The organism is Paraburkholderia sp. BCC1886 (assembly GCF_900996245.1).
In the GTDB taxonomy this organism is placed as follows: Bacteria; Pseudomonadota; Gammaproteobacteria; order Burkholderiales; family Burkholderiaceae; genus Paraburkholderia.
In genome coordinates this window covers 153,040-173,686 of record NZ_CAAJGK010000011.1, presented here as the reverse complement: position 1 = coordinate 173,686, position 20,647 = coordinate 153,040, and the positions used below count along the sequence as shown (strand labels likewise).

The 20,647-nt window shown below is 58.0% G+C and carries 22 protein-coding genes; 15 read left to right on the top strand and 7 right to left on the bottom strand.

Annotated elements, in window-relative coordinates; genetic code table 11:
- Positions 1-94 precede the first annotated feature (94 nt).
- The gene (locus FQ746_RS00970; RefSeq protein WP_144106740.1) at positions 95-1,348 is read left to right on the top strand and encodes a hypothetical protein; all 1,254 of its coding nucleotides are present in this window, start codon (positions 95-97) and stop codon (positions 1,346-1,348) included.
- 63 nt (positions 1,349-1,411) lie between these two features.
- Here FQ746_RS00970 and FQ746_RS00965 read toward each other — a convergent pair whose 3' ends face one another.
- On the bottom strand, positions 1,412-2,287 hold the full coding sequence (locus FQ746_RS00965; protein WP_144106739.1) for a hypothetical protein: 876 nt from the start codon (positions 2,285-2,287) through the stop codon (positions 1,412-1,414).
- Positions 2,288-2,300: 13 nt separating this feature from the next.
- Positions 2,301-4,820 carry a hypothetical protein gene (locus tag FQ746_RS00960; protein ID WP_144106738.1) on the bottom strand — a complete coding sequence of 840 codons (2,520 nt, stop codon included), beginning with the start codon at positions 4,818-4,820 and terminating at the stop codon, positions 2,301-2,303.
- Between the two features lie 91 nt (positions 4,821-4,911).
- On the opposite strand from FQ746_RS00960, the gene FQ746_RS00955 reads away from it, so the two are divergent.
- Positions 4,912-5,886: a hypothetical protein gene (locus tag FQ746_RS00955; protein ID WP_144106737.1), complete on the top strand. Its 975-nt coding sequence runs from the start codon at positions 4,912-4,914 to the stop codon at positions 5,884-5,886.
- Between the two features lie 57 nt (positions 5,887-5,943).
- Here FQ746_RS00955 and FQ746_RS00950 read toward each other — a convergent pair whose 3' ends face one another.
- Positions 5,944-7,905 carry a hypothetical protein gene (locus FQ746_RS00950; protein ID WP_144106736.1) on the bottom strand — a complete coding sequence of 654 codons (1,962 nt, stop codon included), beginning with the start codon at positions 7,903-7,905 and terminating at the stop codon, positions 5,944-5,946.
- A gap of 15 nt (positions 7,906-7,920) precedes the next feature.
- Positions 7,921-9,336 (bottom strand): hypothetical protein, encoded by a 1,416-nt coding sequence (locus FQ746_RS00945; protein ID WP_144106735.1) that lies wholly within the window; start codon positions 9,334-9,336, stop codon positions 7,921-7,923.
- A gap of 95 nt (positions 9,337-9,431) precedes the next feature.
- Here FQ746_RS00945 and FQ746_RS00940 point away from each other — a divergent pair, with 95 nt between their 5' ends.
- The 4 genes from FQ746_RS00940 to FQ746_RS00925 all read left to right on the top strand — a co-directional run bounded on the left by FQ746_RS00940 (position 9,432) and on the right by FQ746_RS00925 (position 12,565).
- The gene (locus FQ746_RS00940) at positions 9,432-9,854 is read left to right on the top strand and encodes a hypothetical protein (protein ID WP_144106734.1); all 423 of its coding nucleotides are present in this window, start codon (positions 9,432-9,434) and stop codon (positions 9,852-9,854) included.
- 24 nt (positions 9,855-9,878) lie between these two features.
- A complete protein-coding gene (locus tag FQ746_RS00935; protein WP_144106733.1) occupies positions 9,879-10,358 on the top strand; it encodes a hypothetical protein in 480 nt (159 codons plus the stop codon).
- Positions 10,359-10,422: 64 nt separating this feature from the next.
- Entirely contained in the window at positions 10,423-12,057 is a 1,635-nt protein-coding gene (locus FQ746_RS00930) for a ribonuclease H (protein ID WP_186310589.1), read from the top strand.
- 97 nt (positions 12,058-12,154) lie between these two features.
- On the top strand, positions 12,155-12,565 hold the full coding sequence (locus tag FQ746_RS00925) for a hypothetical protein (RefSeq protein WP_144106731.1): 411 nt from the start codon (positions 12,155-12,157) through the stop codon (positions 12,563-12,565).
- Positions 12,566-12,632: 67 nt separating this feature from the next.
- Here the strand turns inward: FQ746_RS00925 and FQ746_RS00920 are convergent, their stop codons facing one another.
- Complete coding sequence (locus tag FQ746_RS00920) at positions 12,633-13,454, bottom strand: hypothetical protein (RefSeq protein ID WP_144106730.1); 822 nt, start codon at positions 13,452-13,454, stop codon at positions 12,633-12,635.
- Positions 13,455-13,505: 51 nt separating this feature from the next.
- Here FQ746_RS00920 and FQ746_RS00915 point away from each other — a divergent pair, with 51 nt between their 5' ends.
- The 7 genes from FQ746_RS00915 (at position 13,506) to FQ746_RS00885 (ending at position 18,379) form a co-directional block, all read left to right on the top strand.
- Entirely contained in the window at positions 13,506-15,086 is a 1,581-nt protein-coding gene (locus tag FQ746_RS00915) for a hypothetical protein (protein WP_186310588.1), read from the top strand.
- A gap of 10 nt (positions 15,087-15,096) precedes the next feature.
- Positions 15,097-15,441 carry a hypothetical protein gene (locus FQ746_RS00910; protein WP_144106728.1) on the top strand — a complete coding sequence of 115 codons (345 nt, stop codon included), beginning with the start codon at positions 15,097-15,099 and terminating at the stop codon, positions 15,439-15,441.
- Between the two features lie 80 nt (positions 15,442-15,521).
- Positions 15,522-15,881, top strand: a complete 360-nt coding sequence (locus FQ746_RS00905) for a hypothetical protein (protein WP_144106727.1) — start codon at positions 15,522-15,524, stop codon at positions 15,879-15,881.
- Positions 15,845-16,372 (top strand): SLOG family protein, encoded by a 528-nt coding sequence (locus tag FQ746_RS00900; protein WP_144106726.1) that lies wholly within the window; start codon positions 15,845-15,847, stop codon positions 16,370-16,372. The genes FQ746_RS00905 and FQ746_RS00900 overlap by 37 nt, the downstream gene beginning before the upstream one ends.
- On the top strand, positions 16,356-17,036 hold the full coding sequence (locus FQ746_RS00895; protein ID WP_144106725.1) for a hypothetical protein: 681 nt from the start codon (positions 16,356-16,358) through the stop codon (positions 17,034-17,036). The genes FQ746_RS00900 and FQ746_RS00895 overlap by 17 nt, the downstream gene beginning before the upstream one ends.
- The gene (locus FQ746_RS00890; protein ID WP_144106724.1) at positions 17,033-17,575 is read left to right on the top strand and encodes a hypothetical protein; all 543 of its coding nucleotides are present in this window, start codon (positions 17,033-17,035) and stop codon (positions 17,573-17,575) included. The genes FQ746_RS00895 and FQ746_RS00890 overlap by 4 nt, the downstream gene beginning before the upstream one ends.
- A gap of 48 nt (positions 17,576-17,623) precedes the next feature.
- Positions 17,624-18,379, top strand: a complete 756-nt coding sequence (locus tag FQ746_RS00885; RefSeq protein WP_144106723.1) for a hypothetical protein — start codon at positions 17,624-17,626, stop codon at positions 18,377-18,379.
- Between the two features lie 75 nt (positions 18,380-18,454).
- Here the strand turns inward: FQ746_RS00885 and FQ746_RS00880 are convergent, their stop codons facing one another.
- Together FQ746_RS00880 and FQ746_RS00875 are read right to left on the bottom strand one after the other, a co-directional pair.
- Positions 18,455-18,955, bottom strand: a complete 501-nt coding sequence (locus FQ746_RS00880; RefSeq protein WP_144106722.1) for a hypothetical protein — start codon at positions 18,953-18,955, stop codon at positions 18,455-18,457.
- Between the two features lie 24 nt (positions 18,956-18,979).
- Positions 18,980-19,216, bottom strand: coding sequence for a hypothetical protein (locus FQ746_RS00875; protein WP_144106721.1), 237 nt, complete (start codon positions 19,214-19,216; stop codon positions 18,980-18,982).
- A 128-nt stretch (positions 19,217-19,344) separates the two neighbouring features.
- Between FQ746_RS00875 and FQ746_RS00870 the strand changes: the two genes are divergently transcribed.
- Together FQ746_RS00870 and FQ746_RS00865 are read left to right on the top strand one after the other, a co-directional pair.
- Positions 19,345-19,887: a hypothetical protein gene (locus FQ746_RS00870; RefSeq protein ID WP_144106720.1), complete on the top strand. Its 543-nt coding sequence runs from the start codon at positions 19,345-19,347 to the stop codon at positions 19,885-19,887.
- Between the two features lie 66 nt (positions 19,888-19,953).
- Complete coding sequence (locus tag FQ746_RS00865) at positions 19,954-20,616, top strand: hypothetical protein (RefSeq protein WP_144106719.1); 663 nt, start codon at positions 19,954-19,956, stop codon at positions 20,614-20,616.
- Positions 20,617-20,647: the final 31 nt, after the last annotated feature.

The window sequence follows — 20,647 nt, the reverse complement described above, 5'->3', positions numbered from 1 at the left end:
AGTGCATAAAACGGCATTGAAACAGGGGCATTCGGCATCAAGGGTCGCACGAAAACACGCTATCTACAGACTCGATTTCCGAAGAGGAAAACCCATGTACACGCTCGTCTCCGCAATCGGAAAATCGCTCACTGGTAGCCAGCAGTGGAGCGCCATTGATCTGGGCGACATGACGTTTCTCACCATCTCGCAAAGCTACTCCAAGGTCTATGCGGTCTTGACCAACCCGTTCGTGACGGGGGAAGTGAGCCTCGATTTAAATGACATCCTGTCGACGATCACGGATCAGACGCAAACGTTCAATGCGTACCTGACGGCGCTGGCCAACACGGCCTTACCGACGTCCACCACCATCCCCACGCTCGAATCGAAATACGCGCGCTATCAGGATGGCGTCCGCGCGGGCTACACAATCCAGCCGATCTCGGACACGGCTTCGCTCTCCAGTCCTGCGGTCACCGCAACGAAGCCGGATCTGTTACTCACGAAAGACGGGATCAGTTACGAGACTTTCTTTGAGAGCTGCATGGTCTCGGTCAACGGTTTCTTCCATCTGCTCGAGACGGACAATGAAACCGGTATCTGGGTGATCAACGGCATGAAGTCCGCCGTGCAGTGCGGGAAGAACAAGCTGGGGATCGTCTCGTTCGAGGATTTGGGCGCACTCACCTACATCCCGATCACGAGCAGCATGCTCTACAAACAGACGAGCGAGCAGTCCTACTGCAACCACGCCTATCTGAACGTCGGGCAGGACCTGACGGACAAGACCGTGATGCTCGTGATCGGTGGCTATCTACATGTGCTGGATACGAAAACCTTTCGCTTGGTCGGCTCCCAATCGATCATGATCGACTTCAACAACTACCCGCTCTTTGAGCGCTACGTCGAGTCGAAGAAGTTCATTGACCTGTCGAGCCTACCGCTGACACCGAACCCGAACAACCCGGAAGCGTTCACCGTCAGTGAGATGTTGTCCGACGCGACCATCGAGGCCCTGCTTACGCTCTCGCAGTCCTTTATCGTGCTGCTGGATAACACGGAGATCTTCACGAACCAGGTTCCGGTACAGACTGCTCCGTGGCCGAATGCATACGTGAGCTATGTCAAGCCAGACTATCCGCTCGTGCTGGGGTATGGAAAGGTCTCGGAGTATTGGTCGACTTTCGATGCCGGGCAGTGGAGTCTGGCCGTGGAAGACTCGCTCAAGGATAACTTCCTCTGGCGCACCGTGAATGCTCGGGAACAGACCACGTTGAGTAGCGCACGGATTCCGATGTTGCCCCAGTGCCTGAGCCCTGCATTCATGCTCCAGATCGGGTGCGACCTGAATACCACGGGTAGCTAACCAGACGGCATAAGCGCCAGAGAGAGCTTTGCGCTCTCTCTGGCGTCTATGACGGCAGCTTGATCAGGATTCAACGGCCAGCTGGCGCAGCGCGATACTGGTCAGGTTGAACACACGCTGGCGATCCTGCACCGGATAAGCATTCACCGGCTGGAAACCGCCCTCGCGACCAAACCACAGGACTTGTGGCGTGGCATTGTTGGCCGGCAAGCCTTCGAGGACGATCGCGAAGTGTTCCGTCTTGATCATCAGTTGGCGGGCTTTGGTCTTCTCGTCGCGGTAGAAGCCCGACGGCCACTTCTTCAGACGCGACTGCACGATGGTGAGAACGTCGTTGTCCCAGTGCTGGGAGAACGCCGGCGTCTTCAGACCCACACGTCCGCACCCGCCCGTGATCGTCATGCTGTCGAGTTCTTTCAGGAAGATGCTGCCTGGACCGATCAAGCCTTCGAGTCCCGTGCTCTCCAGCGACTTCGCATCGTAGATCGGTGTGGGACCCGGTTCGACCGGTTCCGAAGGCGCGGCAGTACTTCTGTCCTGAATGCCGTGCACCACCGTGCCGCTCGCGGGTAAGCGCCCCTTCAGATCGTCGAGCGTGACCTTATCGATCAGACCGACCAGATGGGACTGGCCGCGCCGCTCGGCCTGATTGCGGAAGATATCCTTGGCCTTGGTGAGCGCTTCCTCGGCCGAGGGGGTGTGCGACAACAGCTCTGTGCGCACATGATCGATCTCGCCGATCAGTTCCGCCATGCCGTCGCTGCTTCCGGTGCCGGGCTGCACGGCGGTCGGTGCATCGCGATCGGCGACCCCTTCGCTCGCATCGGGCTCGATCCCTTCGCTCTGCAAGCGCAGGCTTAACCGCAGCGTGTCGCGTTGCAACTCACCGGCGCGCAGGTTCAGGGCGGTGAGTGCCTCCGTCAAGTCTTTGTGTTTCATGGTCCTATCTCAGTTAATGCATCGTCACATGCGTGTTGTAGGTTTGCGGTACAGCGATATTGCGTGAATCGAGCACGCAGACTTCGGCGTTCGTGAACGATCCGTAAAGCTCGGAGTAGTGGTTTATTAAAAACAACTGTGTGAAGGGACGCGTCTCCATCAGTTGTTTGACCGCCTGCATGGCCGTCGTGCGGTGCTCCATGTCGAGTGTCTTGCCAAACTCATCGAGGGGGAGCGCACCGTGATCGAGCCCCAGATACTTCATCGCGACCACCTTGAAAGCGAGATCGACAATCTCCTGCATCCCGCTGCTGCCGCGCTTGATGTCATCAACGACGTTGCTGCGCGTGCCGACCATCAACGGGAACTTGTAGTCGAGTTCCGTGCCCCGATCACTGCTCATCCCGCACGGCAGGATCTCCAGCGGGTACGCCCAGATCTTGCGGATCAGCTGGTTCATCTGCTGCGTGAAGCTCTTGATGAAACCGAGCAGGCCATCAGCAATCAGACCATCCGTGGGCGAGAGCGCGCGCACAGTCATCTTGAGCGCTTCCTCTTCCAGCGTGCGACGCGCGATCGTGAGCGTGAGATTTGCCACAATCGCTTTTTGCTGGTTGAGGACGTTGAGGATCTCTTCCTTGCGCGCAAGTGCACTCTGCGTTTGCTCCAGGCAGCGCTGGATCGCCATGCGACGCAGTGTCTCCACCTGATGGTGGGTGAAGGTCTCAAAGCTCTTGACCGTCTGTTCGATCTTGAACTGCAGCTCAAAAGCCTCGGTCAGTTGACGGCGATACGTCTGAAACGCGTGCAACTGCTGGCGGGCACCAGCTAGCGCCTTCGTGAGCGACTCGATGACGAGCGACGCCTCACCCAGTTGCTGCGTCACCTCGGCGAGCGAGGCGTCGCCAAGCTCTTCGGATTGCACGAGGAGCTTCTGGAGTTCGCCGATTTCGTCGATGTGGCGTTGCGCCTTGAGTTCCAGTTCGAGGTCCTGCCGCAAGGCATGCAGCAAGGTCACGACTCGCTTCGGGGCGCTCTGCAGGAAGCGCGTTTCCAGGACGTGATCCCAGAATGGACTGAGCGCCGGCGTCCCGCGCAAGGTCAGCTGCACCTCCCGGAAAAGCTCACCATAGGACTGGTTGGTCCCGATCACCTCGTCCAGACCGGCAAGCCTTTCATCGAGCCCGCGGAGTTCTGCCTTCGCCTTCTCGATCTGATTGGTGAGCACGGTGAACGCTTCTTCGCTCACCCCTTGCGTGAAAACATGGTGGCATTTCGGACACTCGGTGCGACCGTTTGCCTTGTGCTGTTCGAGGTGCTGCTTCTTGCCTTCCCAATGCGCCACTTCGGCGGCCTTCGCCGTACGCTGCTGTTTGACCTGTCCCGAGATCTCGCGCTGCTCGTTGAGTTTTGCCGAACTGAACCGCTGATCCTCATTGACGGGCAGCTCCATGAGCAGCCCTTCGAGTGTCCGGTCCACCGAATCAAGCGCTTTGAGCGCAGCGCGCGGGTCGAACCCTTCCAACCCCAGCTGACGCCCCTTTAGAAGCTCGTCGCGGGCTTCGCGCGCCGCGGTGATGCGAAGCTGTACGGACTTCACGCCATCGGTCCCACGGCGCTTCAGGATGTCTGCATTCTCCTTGAGCTTTTCGTGATCCGTTACGCTCTTGCTGAGCACGGCTTCCTGCGCCGTGATCTGATGCCGGATGTTTTCCACGTGCTGGTCGACTGCCCCGACCGAAGCGAACGTCGCGCGCTGCAATTCGCCCCACTCATTGCGCACCATGCTCATTGGCGCTTCAACTCGAAGGCGCAGGAGGCGCTCCGAGAGAAGGCGCAACTGTTCTTCGGCCGCCAGTCGATCCCGATCCACCTGTTCGATGGGTCGCTCGATCGGCGAGCGCATCTCAATGAGCCGGGTCATCTCCACGTGCAGTGCTCGGACTTCCTGAATGAGGCGCTGCTGCTCCTCTTCCGTGATGACCTTCGACTGCTCCACCACGAGTTGCTTCTTGTCGAGCTTCAGCGCACCCGACACATTGCGGAACTCTTCACGCAACCGGTTGTAGCGTGAGATCGCATAGTCGTAGTTGACATCCGAGAGCTGCGTGAACCACTCGCGACGGCGCGACGGACTCATCTGTGTGAAGATTTCCAGCCCCGTCACCAGCTCATGTGTGTCGTTGGTAATCTGGAATTCCTGTTTGACCAATTCCTTCTGGACCGCGGCCGTACCGCCGTGATTGAGTTCTTCTTCGTCCTTGATGAAGCTGTGTTTCTTCTCTGCACCGAAGTCATTGGTCAACACGTATGTGTGTCCCCGGTCTTCGATGGTGATGGCCTTTTTACCGTCCTTGGCGAAATCGGCAGAGTTGGCTGGTAGCGGTGTCAATTCCCTGAGCAGGGAAGATTTGCCCGAACCATTCGTACCCAGGATCAGCTGCACGATCTGGGTGGGTCGAAGAATGAATGTCTCGACCTGATTGAGCTGCAAGCGTTTATAGCCTTTGAGCAGCAATTCGGCATAGCGCATAGCGTTGTCTCTCTTCCCGGTTTTGCCCACAGAGAATAATCGTGTGAGATAACTTTTATCCGCGGAGCAGCACGCGGTCTGTGAGCACGCTATGCCTGATATCAAAGCCTCTATGCTGAAGTTCTACAGCGTGGGGATTGTGGCTGCCAACAAGTCGCTTTCCAGTGACGTCATCGAGGTCACTCCCATCGAACACTTGCCCTTTCTGAACGGGGCTATCACGGACGCTGGCACAACCCAAACCGCGACCGGCACAGATGCAACCGGCACGGCTTACAACACCTCTGTTGCCACGTCCAACACCATCAAGGCGACGTGGTTCAAGCAGGGTGTCGGGAACCGTAAGACATCGCCGGATGTGCGGCGCGGCGCATACGTAGCGGTTTACCAGTTTGCGGACGCCGACCAGTATTTCTGGATGACGCTGATGGATGACTCGAACCTGCGTAAGCTGGAGACGGTGATCTATGCGTTCAGTGGCACCCAGGAAGAAGGCGCGAGCACCACCGCGGACAACAGCTACTTCCTCGAAGTCTCGACGCACACCGGGTCGATCACCCTGCACACGTCCAAAGCGAACGGTGAATTTGCCACCTACGACTTCCAGATCAATGCGAAAGGCGGTCAGGTGCAACTGCAGGACAGCATGGGGAACTACCTGACGCTCGACTCCACCCAGAACCGCTGGGAGTTGGGTAACGGGGACCAGTCTGTCTTGCAGATGATGGGCACGACGCTCACCATGACGATCCCCGATTCGATCACCATGAAGACCAAGACGCTGACGATGGATCTGACCACGTGGAATGTCACCGCGACGCAGTCCACGATCCAGTCGACCCAGACCACGCACAACGGCAATTTCACCGAGAACGGCGCGTTCGGGCTGAATGGCGATATGGTGACTGCGGCCAACTCCGGCAGTTTTGGCTCACAGGGTACGGGGCAGATTCAGATCGCCGGCAATGCGACGCTTCAAGGCAGCATGAATGTGGTGGGTCCGGTGACGGCCACGTCCATCAATGCGACGACATCGATCACTGCGCCGAACCTCCAATACAACTAACGGACATAAGGGCCAGGGCATTGCCCTGGCCTGTATGCCGCTTGCCTACGGCGGGGTCTAGGTCGATACGGTCAGCACCAATGTGTCCCACGCACTGAATCCCGCCGGGAGCGGATTGGTGAAACCCGCCGCACCAAGATTGGCCGTCACGGAGTCGCCCGTACTGAAGCAAGAGACGGCTGCGTAGACGTAACCGTTATAGGCCACGCCGGTGAGACCGCCAATACTGATCCCACCCGCACCCGTACTCGGGTCCTGATTGGCGATCACGTCACAGTTCCACTGGCTCGTTGCCGGATTCCAGAACCAGATCAGCTCATTCGTGAGATCGACTGCCACGCCGATCACCGCCCCTGCAGCCATCGCGAACTCGCCCTCCGTCGCCATGGTGCCCGTCACGTATGCATTGTTGGCAAAGATCCCGGACCCGGGCTCATACGTCAGCTCGTCGTAGGCAATGATGCTGTTTGCGTCGAGACCAAGCGACTGCCCCAGATTCGCCAGCCCATTCGCTACACCGATCGCTACCCCGCCGGCGATGTTGTTCACCGTGACTTCGAAGTAGTATTTGCCAGCATTCTGCGCGTTCGTCGAGCGCGATACCAGCCAGCCCCCGGACGAGGTAAAGGTCAGGTTACTGTTGGAGAGCGTGCCGCCCGTACCCGAATTCACCGGATCGAGCGTGGCGACCTGGGTCGTCGTCGTGGTGCTACCTGTCGACACCGTGGCGCTGGCATCCGTGTTCCACGCCGAGTAGCCATCCGGAATCGTGTTCGAGAACGCACTACTGCCCGGGTTGTACGTTACCGAGTCCGTCAACTGCCAGAGTGAGATCGCCGGATAGACCTGGACGGCATTCGAACCGGATCGGCAGATGCTGGTGATGTCGATCCCTCCGACGCTGCCTGCCGGGTCCTGATTGGCCAGTGAGTCGCCGTTCCACTGCTGGGTGACTGGGTTCCAGAACCAGACCAGACCCAACGTCAGGTTCGCCGCGATCCCCACTGTCGTGCCCTGCGGCGGCGCCTGGTCGCCGATGGTGTCGACCACCCCGCCCAGATAGAACACACCACTGGTCACGTTGGCGATGTTGTTGAACATCATGATGCCGTTCGAATCGGCACCCAGTTCGCCGTCTGCGGCTTCGCTCTGGTTGCACAACCCAAAGCCGATCGCCCCCGCCAGCCGGGTGATCGTGGCTTCTGCGTAGTAGAGGCCGATCGACTGTGCGTACGTTGTTCGCGCCGTTTGCCAGGCGTTCTCGGTGCTGGTGACCACCATATTCGTCGAATCGAGCGTCATCCCACTGGGCAGAACACTCGCGTCGATCATCGCAGTGACGGTGGGAACCGTGGGCGTACTGCCTGAGACGGGTATCTGAGCCGACGGGATGACACCTGACGTGATCAGCGTCTGGATGTACTCCGAAAGCGACGTGATGACCGTCTGTTGCGTGGTGACGGTCTTCTGCGCGGCAATGAGTTGCGCCGTCGGCGTACCGATGGAGTTGATCACCGCCTGACGTGCCGCCGCGGCCGCAGCCGCTTCCGCGGAGCTGATCAGCGTCTTGGCGGAAACCGCCAGGCCCACCACGGTTGGGTTGGACACCCCCAGCGAATCGGTCACCGCATTGGCCACCTGCGTCTTCACAAACGTGAGGTCCAGCGAATCCGGTAGCGGCCCGAGGTTCACCCCCAGCACGATGGACGTGCAGGAGATGTTGTTCTGGCCCGGCATCTGGCTGATGTAGGTCGTCGGCACATACACCCAACTCCCGCTCGAGGACTGCAACGAGACGATGGACGCGCCAGCCGTGACGTCGGCCTGATAGTCCGCCTGCGTCAAACCGTTCGCCGAGTAGTAAAGCGAATACGGATCAGCGCCGGCAGCAATCAGGTCGCTCAATGAGCGGATGGCAACGCACTTGTACGAGACGTTCGATGTCAGGAGTGCCGCGAACGGCGCAGTCAGGTTCCAGCTACCCGATGAGTTGAGATTCGGAGTCAAAGGGGTCGTCATGGTAGCCCTGTTCTATTAGCTCGTGGTTGTTGTGCTGCTGCCGTCTGTTGTCGGTGCCACGTAGACACCATCGGCGCCGAAGGTCGATACATTGGCCAGCGGGAAGTTGGCTTTGACCACCATCAGGTAGTTGATCGCGTCGTAGGTCGCAACCAGATACAGGATGTTGTTCCGCGTGAGCGTGGTCATGCCCGTCGGGGGACTGCCGTATTCCGTCATGGTTTCTGCGGCGGCCAACATGCTGGCCACCAGCAGCACGAAGTCCTGCGTGGTCACCGCCTGACGTCCGAAATCGAGGCTTTGGGAAGACACAGACAGGATGTCCGGGAAGACATCTTCGAGCTGATACGCCGCATTGGCGTTGTTCGGCGAGCCGCAGCTGATCAGCGCAATGTTGTTGTAGGGGAACGTTTGGACGCACGTATTGGAATTAATATGATCATCCGTGTACGTGCTTGCCACTTCCGTCATCATCGCCAGCGCGCGGGACGGATTGGCCACCGGGGAATACACCGGCAGTCCACCTGTCTTTGCAGCGATCGCTGTCTGGTCCCACATCGGAACGAGCGTGAACTCGGTGCGCTTGAAAAGGTCCGGCAGAATCGCCGTCCACTCTGCCTGCGTGTGCGAGCTGTTCGCGAGGACGTAGTCGATGATGGCTTCAGCAATCGCGTCCACCGTGTTGCCGGCAATGCCGTAAATCAGCACCGTCCAGTTCGTCGCAATCAAATTCGTCGCGTCCGTCGGATCGACGTAGTTGTATGACTCCGCTTCCAGGAGCGACTCCGGGTTGTTGCCCTTTGCCGTCTGGATCAGCGTCATCGTGTCGACGAAGGTCTGCGCGCTCAGCAACGCATTCACATTCGACGCGGTCGTAAAGAAATTGTCGAGCGTTGCCATCGGCGGCACGACCACGATGTCGTATTCATCGTACTGGGCGTTGAACGCTGCGTCCGTGAACCAGATCTTGATCTCGTTCGAATTCGCATCACTCGTGGCGACAGACCCGTACGTCGTATCGGTCGTGTTCTCCCACGCCAGCCACTGTGGTACCCAGTAGGTTCCATCCGTCACCATCGTGCCGCAGGTGAAGTTGCCTGCGCTCGTCTGAAACTGCGCGAGCAGGCTCGCAAGCAGCGTGGTGGAGGCGATCTGACCGGGATTGGGTGTGGCCTGCGTCTGCGCATACACAAACGCTGCGATCTGCAGCACCTGCAGCGCGATGTCGGCAGGCGCTTCGATTGCACCCGTGGCGGAATCCTGGCTCAAGAAACTCACGAGCGAGAGATCCGCGACGCTGTCATCCGAGTAATAGCCCTTGCTGAGCGAGTACGTACTCGATTGCGTTGAGAGTTCCCCGATGACCGCAGTCGAGCCTGGCGTGTTGTTCACAAACGCCGCGTTATTGATAAAGCCTTTAAGCGTGTACATCGTGTTCTCTCTCCGTGAGATCGCGCTGAGATGGGGGTAAGCCCATCTCGATAGTTGCATCCAGACTATAAAATTACCTACTACGGGGTCGACCTATGAACCTTATCGAGTTCATCTTTAAGCTCGTATGGAGCGCATGGCCCTTCGTCAAAGAAATGGTGCTGGAAGGCAAGAGCTTGCGCGAAGCATTTCGCGCCAATCGCCGGCGCGCTATCTTCAGCATCGCCGTCATGGCGAGCATCACCTTCAACGTCCTCAATATCTGGTCTGACATTCGTCTGGTAACGCTGCTGGATAAATATGTGCAGCTCCAGAACGCCTACGACCATCTCTCCAAGCAGAAGCAGTTGCCTCAGGACACGCGCGGCGAGCCCGATGCTGAGGACGACGATGCGGAACCCACGGTCCCTGCAAGCGCCAGCGCCGTGCAGCCGGCTTCGGACGCGGCCACCAACGCGCAGCTGGAGAACTACCAAGGTCTTGAGTCCCTCTTTGGCGCGAAGCCAGTCAAGCACTGAAAACCAACTTTCAGGAATTCCACCATGAAGACATTCATCCAGACCGTCTTGGCCGTAGGCTTGCTCAGTCTCTCGGGCTGCAATAGCTTCAACGGCTCGCGCTACGTAGGGCTGACCCCCGATGAGCTGAGCACTGTCAAGGGCGTGGACGGAAATCACCTGAGTGGGGTGATCGTACTCATCCCCAAAGATCAGATCGTCGACCCGAATGCGAAGCCTGCAGTAACCCCTGTCCCGGTGATCGTGCCGGTACCGGAGCGCACTGCGGGAGTTTGCCCGGCCTACCGTCCACCCACCCCCACCGTGCAGCCCATCGCGCCGCTTGCCCAGTTGCAGGCAACCCGGCCGGATGACACGAAGGCCATCAATGACATTGAGCGTGGCTATATCGCAGCGCTGCAGGAGTACGTGCGCGCTGAAAGCGTCGCTCAGACCAAGGCGTATCGGGCTTACCTGAAACGCTGCGATGACTTCCAGAAAGCACCTGCCCCATTGCCCAAATAAGGCTCCGGCATTTTTTGACGTGCGCCGCGAATGGTGTAGTCAAAGACACCATAGGTCCACGAACGTGAGCGAAATCATTGCAGATGTAGAAGTATCGATGGAGGACGCGAGCGTCCAGATCGGGTTGGGTGTCCCTGCGTTCGTCGAGCAGATCTTAGCCCCAGGCAAGGGAAAGCTCAGCGGTATCGCGCTGCCCGAAACACCGGTCGCTACGTGCGGCATGGCCCTTTACGCGGACGGCGGAGCCAAACCCAACCCCGGCCCAAGTGGCTGGGGTATTCACGGCTTTCTTTATTCGGACGAGAAACCGAAGAAAGGCGCAGGCAATCCGAACTGGATCCTGACTGCCAAAGGCTACCTTGCCAAGAGCGAGGCAGCCAAGCGGACGAACGTCGTGGAGGTCACGCCCATCCATTACGTGGATGGGTACGGTTCTATCCTCGTGCTGGACCAGGCGAAGAAACCGACGAACAATGTCGGTGAACTGATGGCTGCCACACGCGCGCTCGAACACGCCCTCAACTACGACCTCAAACGTGTGCTGGTCACCACCGACAGCGAGTATGTCCGCAAGGGCATGGAAGGTTGGATGGATGGGTGGCGTCGCAATGGATGGCTCAAGGCCAACGGTGAGGCGCCCTCCAACGTGGAACTCTGGAAAGATATCTACGAGGTGCGTCAGCGCTTGCTCGACCGGGGCGTGGAGGTGAAGTTTGCGTGGGTGAAAGGTCACAACGGTCACCTCGGCAACGAAGACGCGGACAAGTCGGCGACGATCGGTGTGGAGCTTGCGCAGCAACACATCTCACGCTCGGACATCACGACGACCGTGCCGGAAGGCTACTGGAAGTACGACGCTGATCGCCATCCGATGATCGCGAGCCGCCGGATGTACTTCAACACACTGGCGGAGTATCACAAGCCGGGTGAGTACTATCTGGGGGAGCACGGCACCGAAGACGAAATGCTGGGCAAGCGCATTAGCGATGGCGCCTATTCGGTGGTGCGAATTCAGGAGCCGGATCCTGCGATCGAGCTTGTCCGAGACCACGTCACCCGGATGGCCAGCGGGATGGACTCGCTCGTGATGTTGCGGCTCGATCAGCTCTTCTCAGGCGGCACCCATAAGGAACTGATGCGCTATGGCGATATCGCCATGCCGCGTGAGAAACATAGCCGGCTGGATCTCAACTGCCTCGATGAAGAACCGGGTGCTGGGGGGCGACGCAAGCCACTCCTGCGCGAGCTGCGACCCGAGCGTATCGCCATGCGTGCTGTGAACGCGCTCTCCGATCTGGCCGACAAGCTGGATATGTACAAGTCGGGAGATGCGTTCGTTACGTGCACCGATCTGACCGGTATTCTTTATGAGGCGCGTGAAAAACCTGTTGGCAAAAAGGGTGAGACCGTCTTGACCTACGAATTGCGACCGCAGTTTGTGGTCGGGTTTGCCGCTCTGGAAGTACAGGCGAACCGCAAAGTCGGAGATCAAATTGCGCAGGTCCCGGTGACGTTGACTCTGAGCATCGATCTGCTGAACCGGAACTCTCTCAAGCGGCTGGAAAAACGCTTGCCGAAAGTCACCCTCATCACCTGGCCCGAGTCACCTCAGGCATTTCGCTACGCCACGGTCGTGGAAGCGGAAGGGGATGTCGGGATCTATGCGGGCGTCTACAGCAACTTGAGGATTGTCGCGTAACCTCATCTTCATCCTTTTCAAGACGCACAAAAGCGCTATGCAAACAACCACCACACCACACGCTCAGCGTAGTGCTGCGTCATTACGGAGTTCTTCAATGTATCGTGTCAACAGCGTCATTCGTGCGCGTTGCTCGTCATTTCTGGACCGACGTTTATCCGCACGTATGAAGCGTTTGTTGTTCCTTGCTTCGCTTTCGGCGCAACTCAAGGCTCCCCAGGAAATCAACGGCGAAATGCTGCACAAGCTGAACAAGATCCTGGAGCTCTCGAGCGACGACGCCGCCCTCCGTTTCCCGGTGTATATCAGCCGCGCTATCTGGCGCAACCGTCCGTTGGACTTGGGCGTGGAGGTCAACATCAAGACCTTGCATGAACCCAGGGACGTTCGGGGGTTGGGAGCTCGTGTTGTGTCCGTCATGCCTCAGTGGATGCGTTATGACGATGAAGGCAAGATGGCGCAAGACGTCGGCCAACTCCTGCACAACTGGGGTACCGTTCAGGCATAACCCCCCCAAGCGTCATACAAGCCAGAGGAGACCTTCGCGGGTCTCCTCTGGCTCTTATGCCGTTCGCTTACCGGTCAAAGGCACGGTTGACCACCTGGGTGCATTCGTTAACAGCCGTGACGAAAGCCTGCACCTTGTACCAGACCGCACTGTACATCTCCAGTTGTTCACCCATCTCGTAGGCACCGGCCGAGAGCGAGGTGATCATCTCCGGCGTGATGCCGTCGAGTTCCTTGCGCGCGATCTTCTTTTCCAGCACATCTAGCAGCTGGCCCGCTTCCTCGATCTTCTTCAAGACCGTACGACGGTTCACGGTTTCGATCGTCGCACTCACCAGATTCGCGACTTCGAAGACACTGCGCCAGTCTGCGTTACGACCGACGACGTCGCCGAAGGTGCGTTCGGCTTTGGTCGATCCCGGCTGAAAGCAGGCGCCCAGTTGCTTATTGTCCAGCACGCGGGCGATGCGCATCTTGCTGTAGAAGGCTGGGTTGTAGTCGGTGCCGTACTGGTAGGTGTGCTCGTTGATGAGCTTTCCCAGAAAGAGCGTGAAAACAGAGAGCTCGTCGAGGATCTTCGCGGCATGGTTGCTCGCTGTGGTCAGCGCCTCTCCGTAGACCAGGAACGGCACCTTCAGCCCTTCCGGCACCCGAGCAGGCAGCGGCGAGATGGAGATGTAGTTGCGGCCTGTGATCAGCTTGAGGAATTTCGCCTGGTCAGCCGTGAGCGGCGCCACGCTCTGATCATTGGGGGAGATCAGTTCGTCGTAGAGGGTACGAAAGCCTTGGTGAATCGCAGGGAACACCCGGTGCAAGAGACCAGTGATGTCTTCCAGGGCAAACGCTTCGAGCGCCACCACGGCGCGTTGGTTCTCAAGCAGGGTTGTCATGTAGTTGTCCGGAGATAAAAAGAACAGGCAGAGCTGCGCTATAAAATTACTTTGGTCGAGCCATTGTTTGAAACGCCGTCAGAAAACCAACGCCTTTTCATAGGGCTATGTACGAGCAACTCGACAATGCAAATTGACCTCCGAACAAAACTGACCCCTGCGGCCCACATCAAATTGATGATCAATATCGGCGCGGGGCTCGATATCAGCACCGGGCATTACATCAAGGGGCGCCGAAACGAATCGGTGCTCAACGGTGGCCTTGCTGCCATCACGGGCTACACGGGGATTGGTAACAACTTCAAGTCCACCTTCGAACACTTCCAGACGCTGACGGCTATGTCGCGCATGATGTTTTCGACTGGGAAGACGTACGACACCGAAGTGAACATCCACGAAGATCACCAGCGTGAAGTGGTATCGCGGATCGAAGCCTTCCACGGCGAAGATGTGCTCGACACTGGCCGCTGGTCCATTACCGACAAGACGGTCTACGTTGGCGACGAGTGGTACAAGGAGCACAAAAAGGAGCTCGAGGAGAAGGTCAAGCGTAAGGACATCGTTGTCAATACGCCCTTCTGGAACCGGGAGCGCACGGGTGCGTTCACCATGCTCATCCCGACGTTCACCGAGATCGACTCGTTCTCGGAATTCGAGACGAGCGACGTGATCGAGATGCAGGACAAGAACGATCTGGGTGAAGGCGGCGGGAACATGATCCACCAACGTCAGGGTCTGGCCAAGACCCGGATCCTGATGGAAGCTCCGCGCCTGCATGGTCAGGCCTACGACTACCTGCAGATGGTGGCCCACCTCGGCAAGGAATCGACGCTGCAAAACGCTGGTCCCGCTGGCTCGGTACCGATCCAGAAGCTCAAGCACCTGAAGAACGGCGACAAGATCAAGGGCGTGACCGACAAGTTCACCTTCATCACGCACAATCTCTGGCACTGCTTCAACTCGGCACCGCTCTTCGACAGCAACCGCGCGCCGGAATACCCACGGAACCAGGACGACACGCTCAAGCTCGATACCGACCTGAACACAGTGCAGATCCGTAACCTGCGCTCGAAGTCAGGTGTGTCGGGCATGGCGTTCACGCTCATCGTCTCCCAGAAGGAAGGCGTGCTGCCGTCGCTTACCGAGTTCCACCACATCAAGGAGCAGGGTCGTTTCGGGCTGGAAGGCAACAACATCAACTACAGCCTCGCGATCTATCCGGAGGTCAAACTGCAGCGCACCACGGTGCGGCGCAAGATCGACAGCGACCCGATGCTGCGCCGGGCACTGAACATCACCTCCGAGATGTGCCAGATGAGCTACCTGTGGCACACGCTGCGTCCCGAGTTCAAGATTGCCCCGAAGGATCTCTACGAGAAGCTGAAAGCGGATGGCTTCGACTGGAGCATTCTGCTGACGACCCGCGGCTGGTGGACGCACGAACACGGCGAGCAACACGAGTTGCCCTTCCTCTCGACGATGGATCTGCTGCGCATGACGCTGCCGAAGGAAGATCGCGACCACTACTTCCCGTACTGGATGGGCGAAGACAAGAAGCCGTTGCCGCAGTACCTCGATCTGATCCAGCGCTGCGCGGAACGCGACGGCTTCACTTACCTGGCTGCGGCCTGAGGAAAACACCATGGATGACGCAAAGCGCCAGCAGATCGCTGGGGTGCACCCGTACCTGCAACAGCAGCTCACGATCCAGCTCGATGCCACGTCGGGCTTGTTCAGGTTCCGCATCGGCGAAGAGGTGCGCCATCTGGAGACAGGTGGCGTGTACATCATCACCGGGCTGCCCAACGAGAACGTGAAGAAGGAAGGCGATGGCTGGAAAGATTCCTACGCCTACCTGATGGTCGACGGTCGTACGGCGCACCGTTCACAGGAACAGATGGAAGACGGCCGGTTTGAATCCCTGCCGGAAGGCAGCGCCCTCGCCTACTACAAAGAGTGGAAAGCGAAACAGCCCACTGCTGAATAACCGCACTGAAATCTAAATGGCGTCATTAAAAATGCGCCATTTAGCGTGATTAATAAGATTACTGGGTAATAAATACTGCCATGACTCATGATGTAGAGAAAAACTCCGAGATATCGGAGCAAAGTAATCCACCATCCTCCAACCTCGTGACCTGGGTCACCGAGCTGTTGCAGGAGAAGGGACACCCGCGCCCGCACGACTGGCTGAAGCACCTCCAGGCCGGCGTAGATTCATTGGAAGACCAGAACTATCAGCGCTTCGCGATCAACCGCGCGTGGCGTGTGATTATCGGTCGCCTGAACGAGGTCAAGCAGATCGACACGATGGATGTCCGTTACAGCCTCGTGGATCGTGAAGGGTCCGTCGACGACTGGAAGCGCCTGTTCACCGTTGGAGTTCTGCCATGCATCATGACGCACGAGCTGCCGCTGTTGGCTTGATCGAACACGCACCGCTGTCGCATGAAGCGATTGCGGACTTCGACGAAGTGATCGTGGTGGCAGGCAGTCGGAACTTCAACGACTACGATCGGTTCGTTCGGGAACTCGAGGGTTACGTCCTTCGCGAACATCCCGGTACCTCACTCATCTTCGTCAGTGGCAAGGCCCGTACTGGCGCTGATGATATGACCATTCGCTGGTGTCGTGAGAATGGTCTCGCCTGGACTGAGTTCCCGGCGAAGTGGGACGATCTGACTGTGCCTGGTGCGGTGGTTCGACGCAATCACCGCACTGGCCGCGATTACAACGTCGTGGCGGGGCATCAGCGCAATGCCGAGATGGCAAACGTCATGACGAAGCTCGTCGTGTTCTGGGACGGTAAATCCACCGGCACCCGAAACATGATTGAGGAAGCACGTCGACGTGAGATCGAGCCCACGATCTTTCTGGTGGATGCGGACAAACGGGTGAAGGATGAAAAAGAAACGTAAGGAAAGCGAGGCGTTCATTCTCGAATATATCGGCAAGCTATTGCCGGGCGATACGAGCAACGTCCAGATCTACAAGGATCTCTTCGCTGAGATGGATGACGAGACGTTCGATGACTTCATGGGGAAGCTCGGCCGCAAGGAAATCCGTCTTGCCGTGATTGCACCGAACTTCGCGAAAGCGAAAGTGACGGTGGCGAACAACCTGAACCTTGCCGACGAGTTGGGCCACAACTTCTTCGAGCGGCTCTGGATTGATCCGGGCAACGACATCCCGCCCTATCTCTCACCGGTGCGATACCTGGTGGGCGACATGATCTTGCGTCGTCAGGCGCAGTTGCAGGTCAAGAAGATGTCCGTGCCGGAAGACAACCGCAGTGTCGATGACCTGACGGGGCAGCCTTCTGGCAAGTCGGAAGCGTCGCGGATCTCGTATCCGGAGACACAGGTGCTGGCAGCGCTGAAGCTCGACAAGAACATTGTCGAGATGACGGCGATCCGTGGTGGCGACACCAAGGGGTTCAACGCACTCAATGACAGCTTTGCGCGCACCGGGGGTGCGTCGCAGAAAGCCATTGAACATCTGCGCGGCGGTGTGAAGTCCACACAGACGCTGAACTCCATGCTGATCAGCATGCACCTACAACCTGCAGGACTTGTATCATGAGTCTTCTACCGCAAGAATGGGCCGACGCTGCGGCGGTCTTCGTGGACAGTTTCGACCATGTGTTCGGACACACGAAGACGATGAGCCCGGAGCCGCAAGAGCGACTCGGAAAATTTGTCTACTCGCTGGTGCTGCGTGAGAAGCCTTTCATGATTGCCAGTGCCGATGGCATTGGCCATGCTGTCGAGATTGCATTCACGGACCCAGAGATCCGTGATTTCATCCTGACACTCGGCTTCACGTTCTACTCTCGCTGGGGGGCGACGGGTGAACGGTACGCGCATCTGGTGGAATCGCTTGCGTTTGCTGTCAGCGGCGATTCGGGCCAGGGGATGCCCCAAGGCATAACGGGATTCCCAGCGATGCCTCAGCCGATTCTCGACGCGCTTGCTGAAGAGCGGGCATGCAAGGGACTGCTGATGGCGAATAAATGGCTGGTCACGATGCTATTGATCCAGCTGTGCGTGAAAGCGCCTGAGTTGCCCAAGGAGAAGCCGCCGCGCCAGCGAGCGCCTGCCTCCTCGACGACGCCGGCGTAGCAGTACTGTAGGAAAATGACCTGAAGGGCCACGGGGCATCGAGGCCCCGTGCGTAAAAACATCTGTCGTACAGCGGCAATGACTACGTCAAATAAGATTGAGACCATACTGGTCGAGCTGGACTGTATCCTGGATACGCGGCTCGGAACTTTAGCTAAGATGGGGGTAGATACTGCGGTTCGCGCGCTTCAGAATGCTTACCACACGCGTGAGCACGATGTCTTCGAGGGAGTTGATACCGAAGAGTTCAAGCGAGCTTATCGTGAAAGAAATGTCGAAACACTGCAACACTCCGGTCTGACTCTGCTGTCTACGATGTTGCGTGGCCTTGCTCAGAATCTGAGCGAGATGGCGATCACACGTCCCTATTTCGATGGGGTCAAAATCGCTGTGAATACGTACCCGTACCAGTTGAATCCTGAGTTGGTAGAGGCCATCGGTAAAGCCGTGGCAGTCCACGTCGGGAGCACTGCACCCGTCGAGCTTGTCACCATTAGTCCTCAAGCGCTGACACCAACCCACGTCAAAGCAAACTACGCGATGCTGTTCATGTACGACTTTCAAGCATGGATGGAAGTGCACGCTCAAGCTTTTGCAACGACACGCCTGCCTGACGTCAGTCTCATCGCGCCGGCGCTGTATTTTGGCGAGCGCCCCGATCAGAAGACTTTGCAGGACCTCGTGAGAGATGCGGCTCACCCGTTCGCAGCCATGACAATGCTTGCTTCCGGCCTGGTGGGGCTGGAATTGATCGACATCAAATACTTCAGCATCATCAAACCCCAAGACGACGCAACGGCATAAAGCCACCTCCTACTCCCTACCCTCTTGTACAGGGTAGGGAGTAGGAGGAGGTCATGAGCACCGTAAAAGCGAGTCTTACTGGCTCAGTCCCTGGTCATAGGATTGAGCCATGAACGTATCCACGTCCATCTGGGGCGCGTCCACAGAAATCTCGCCGGGCACGAACTCCGGCTCGGCGATGTTCGTCGGTAACTGTGGCACATCTTTGCGACCGCCCACTGCACCCGGTGATCTGCCCACGGTGCCCGCAAGCACCTGAGCGATGATGCCGGCGACTTCGGCCTGAGACGCGCTGATTTCCTTGTCGGTATCAAGACGCTTCTTCGAGATTGCCTGCCGGTCCATGCCGTCCAGCGCATGGAGCACCACCATCTTCTCGCCCTTGTCGAGCTCGCTGAGCTTCTCGCCTTTCTCGCCCATCATGGTTGTGATGAGGAGTTGGCGCTGGCGCTGGGTGTAGCTGAGGACGTGGTCATCCGAAGGCAGCACCTCTACCTCTATGGTTTGAGGCGCTGCTTTCGCAGGAGGCGTGATCTCCGGGTACAGCTCTTCGTTTTCAAAGTCCTGCTCGGACATCATGTTCTCCTGCGATAAGACGGTTTAGGACGCGGTGCTGTCCGTGCTGGCTGCGGGAGCTGCCGGCGTGTCGGCTGCCGGATCGACGTCGTCCTCGACATCGGTGGCGACGTCCGCCACATCGGTTGCTGCCGTGCCTTCGATCTTCGCCTTGACCTTCGCGACGATGGCTTCGAGGAACGCTGCAGCGTCGTGGCCTTCGGCTTCGATCTTGGCAACGATGGATTCAGCGACGGTTTCTGCGGATTGAATGATCGACATGATCTTGTTTCCTTTTGGTACGGGTTGGTGTCACGCCCAATAGCGGGCTGAAGTGAAAAGAATCTGGACTACATATCATCTACCTGTCACCAGGCACATGATTCGTCCTACACACAAGGAAAAAGACAATGATGCAATGGCTCTCGCGCTGGAAGCACCGGCGCACGATTCAAGAACACCGTGCGATGTCGCAGGCGCTGCGTAGCGAAGCGCAAGAGCAGTCGAACTTCCAGCCTAACCGGAAGCTCCTAGAAAACCTCCTGCTCCATCTGGATGTCGGTCTGTTTGAGGACTACCGCCACAGCTACGGCGCGGGGCGCGCGATCTCAACCCTTTTTCCCAAGATCGACCTCTACAACGCGGAGCTGCTGAAGCTCAAGGCGGCGGTCGCTCGCGAATCGATACTCGGCCACCAATGGTCGACGATCGATACCCAGCAGGTTCCCCTATCCCAGTTCTTTACCTCGCATGACGGCTTCTATCTGGACGTCCCGAAGGAGCTCATCACCTTCAAGGAAAACGCCCTGATTTTATGTAGGCTCATGCAGTCCAGTGATACGGCCGACTTCGGTCTTCACGAACACAATTTGCGCATGCTGACAAAGCTCCTCGTCAACTTGCGGCAAATCGCGGTCGCCCTTATCGATCTCAGCGAAGCAATCGAGACGTAAGGACAGCAGTGGATAATCAAGCACAAAGCAGGCTCACAAGCAGGATCACAAAGGAATTCAACGAACATGGCACGCAACCCTTTCGCGCGCATCCTCCAGTCCAAGGACAAGGGAGTGAGCAACACGTCCGGTGCAAACGGTGTACTTTCCCGTCTGTGGCGGCAAATGCTGTACGACCTGAACATCGGTGGTCCGCGGTACGGTAATCTCATGCACGACTTCGTGACAGATATCCGTAACGGCTATCCCCCTACCCGGCGGGATCAGACAAGCGCCCGCGGTAATCTCACCAAAGAATTCGCCCGTCCCCAGATGACCTGGAAGGTCTTCATGAAAGGGCTGCGCTTTCTGCAGATCGAGGAAGTGGAATTCGCCATCCGGTGCAAACACCGCAATGGCAAGATCACGACGCACGGCACGATGGTGGACTTCGGCTCACGCGCCATGGTCAACCGCTTTCTCGAAGAGCTCGATGTGGAATTCGAGCAGGACGAGGATATCGATCTGCAGCAGGTGCGCGACTTCATCACCAGTCTCGCGCAAAGCAACATGTTCCCTTTCGAGATCGATCCCGAGGACACCCAGGCCGATCTCTTCGAAGGCGAGTCACCCCAACCGCACAAGCAGCCTGTCCGCATGACGGCTGACGTCTACGAATCCAGAACGTTCCCGGACGGCCGCATTGAGCCGACCTTTGATGAACGCGTCAACGCCGGCGCTGATCACTAAGGGAGGGCCGCTGGTAGAAAACATCAATGGA

Excerpts from the sequence above, each read along its gene's own strand:
- FQ746_RS00970 (WP_144106740.1), top strand. The coding sequence starts at position 95 with ATGTACACGCTCGTCTCCGCAATCGGAAAATCGCTCACTGGTAGCCAG.
- FQ746_RS00965 (WP_144106739.1), bottom strand. The coding sequence starts at position 2,287 with ATGAAACACAAAGACTTGACGGAGGCACTCACCGCCCTGAACCTGCGC.
- FQ746_RS00960 (WP_144106738.1), bottom strand. The coding sequence starts at position 4,820 with ATGCGCTATGCCGAATTGCTGCTCAAAGGCTATAAACGCTTGCAGCTC.
- FQ746_RS00955 (WP_144106737.1), top strand. The coding sequence starts at position 4,912 with ATGCCTGATATCAAAGCCTCTATGCTGAAGTTCTACAGCGTGGGGATT.
- FQ746_RS00950 (WP_144106736.1), bottom strand. The coding sequence starts at position 7,905 with ATGACGACCCCTTTGACTCCGAATCTCAACTCATCGGGTAGCTGGAAC.
- FQ746_RS00945 (WP_144106735.1), bottom strand. The coding sequence starts at position 9,336 with ATGTACACGCTTAAAGGCTTTATCAATAACGCGGCGTTTGTGAACAAC.
- FQ746_RS00940 (WP_144106734.1), top strand. The coding sequence starts at position 9,432 with ATGAACCTTATCGAGTTCATCTTTAAGCTCGTATGGAGCGCATGGCCC.
- FQ746_RS00935 (WP_144106733.1), top strand. The coding sequence starts at position 9,879 with ATGAAGACATTCATCCAGACCGTCTTGGCCGTAGGCTTGCTCAGTCTC.
- FQ746_RS00925 (WP_144106731.1), top strand. The coding sequence starts at position 12,155 with ATGTATCGTGTCAACAGCGTCATTCGTGCGCGTTGCTCGTCATTTCTG.
- FQ746_RS00920 (WP_144106730.1), bottom strand. The coding sequence starts at position 13,454 with ATGACAACCCTGCTTGAGAACCAACGCGCCGTGGTGGCGCTCGAAGCG.
- FQ746_RS00910 (WP_144106728.1), top strand. The coding sequence starts at position 15,097 with ATGGATGACGCAAAGCGCCAGCAGATCGCTGGGGTGCACCCGTACCTG.
- FQ746_RS00905 (WP_144106727.1), top strand. The coding sequence starts at position 15,522 with ATGACTCATGATGTAGAGAAAAACTCCGAGATATCGGAGCAAAGTAAT.
- FQ746_RS00900 (WP_144106726.1), top strand. The coding sequence starts at position 15,845 with ATGCATCATGACGCACGAGCTGCCGCTGTTGGCTTGATCGAACACGCA.
- FQ746_RS00895 (WP_144106725.1), top strand. The coding sequence starts at position 16,356 with ATGAAAAAGAAACGTAAGGAAAGCGAGGCGTTCATTCTCGAATATATC.
- FQ746_RS00890 (WP_144106724.1), top strand. The coding sequence starts at position 17,033 with ATGAGTCTTCTACCGCAAGAATGGGCCGACGCTGCGGCGGTCTTCGTG.
- FQ746_RS00880 (WP_144106722.1), bottom strand. The coding sequence starts at position 18,955 with ATGTCCGAGCAGGACTTTGAAAACGAAGAGCTGTACCCGGAGATCACG.
- FQ746_RS00875 (WP_144106721.1), bottom strand. The coding sequence starts at position 19,216 with ATGTCGATCATTCAATCCGCAGAAACCGTCGCTGAATCCATCGTTGCC.
- FQ746_RS00870 (WP_144106720.1), top strand. The coding sequence starts at position 19,345 with ATGATGCAATGGCTCTCGCGCTGGAAGCACCGGCGCACGATTCAAGAA.
- FQ746_RS00865 (WP_144106719.1), top strand. The coding sequence starts at position 19,954 with ATGGCACGCAACCCTTTCGCGCGCATCCTCCAGTCCAAGGACAAGGGA.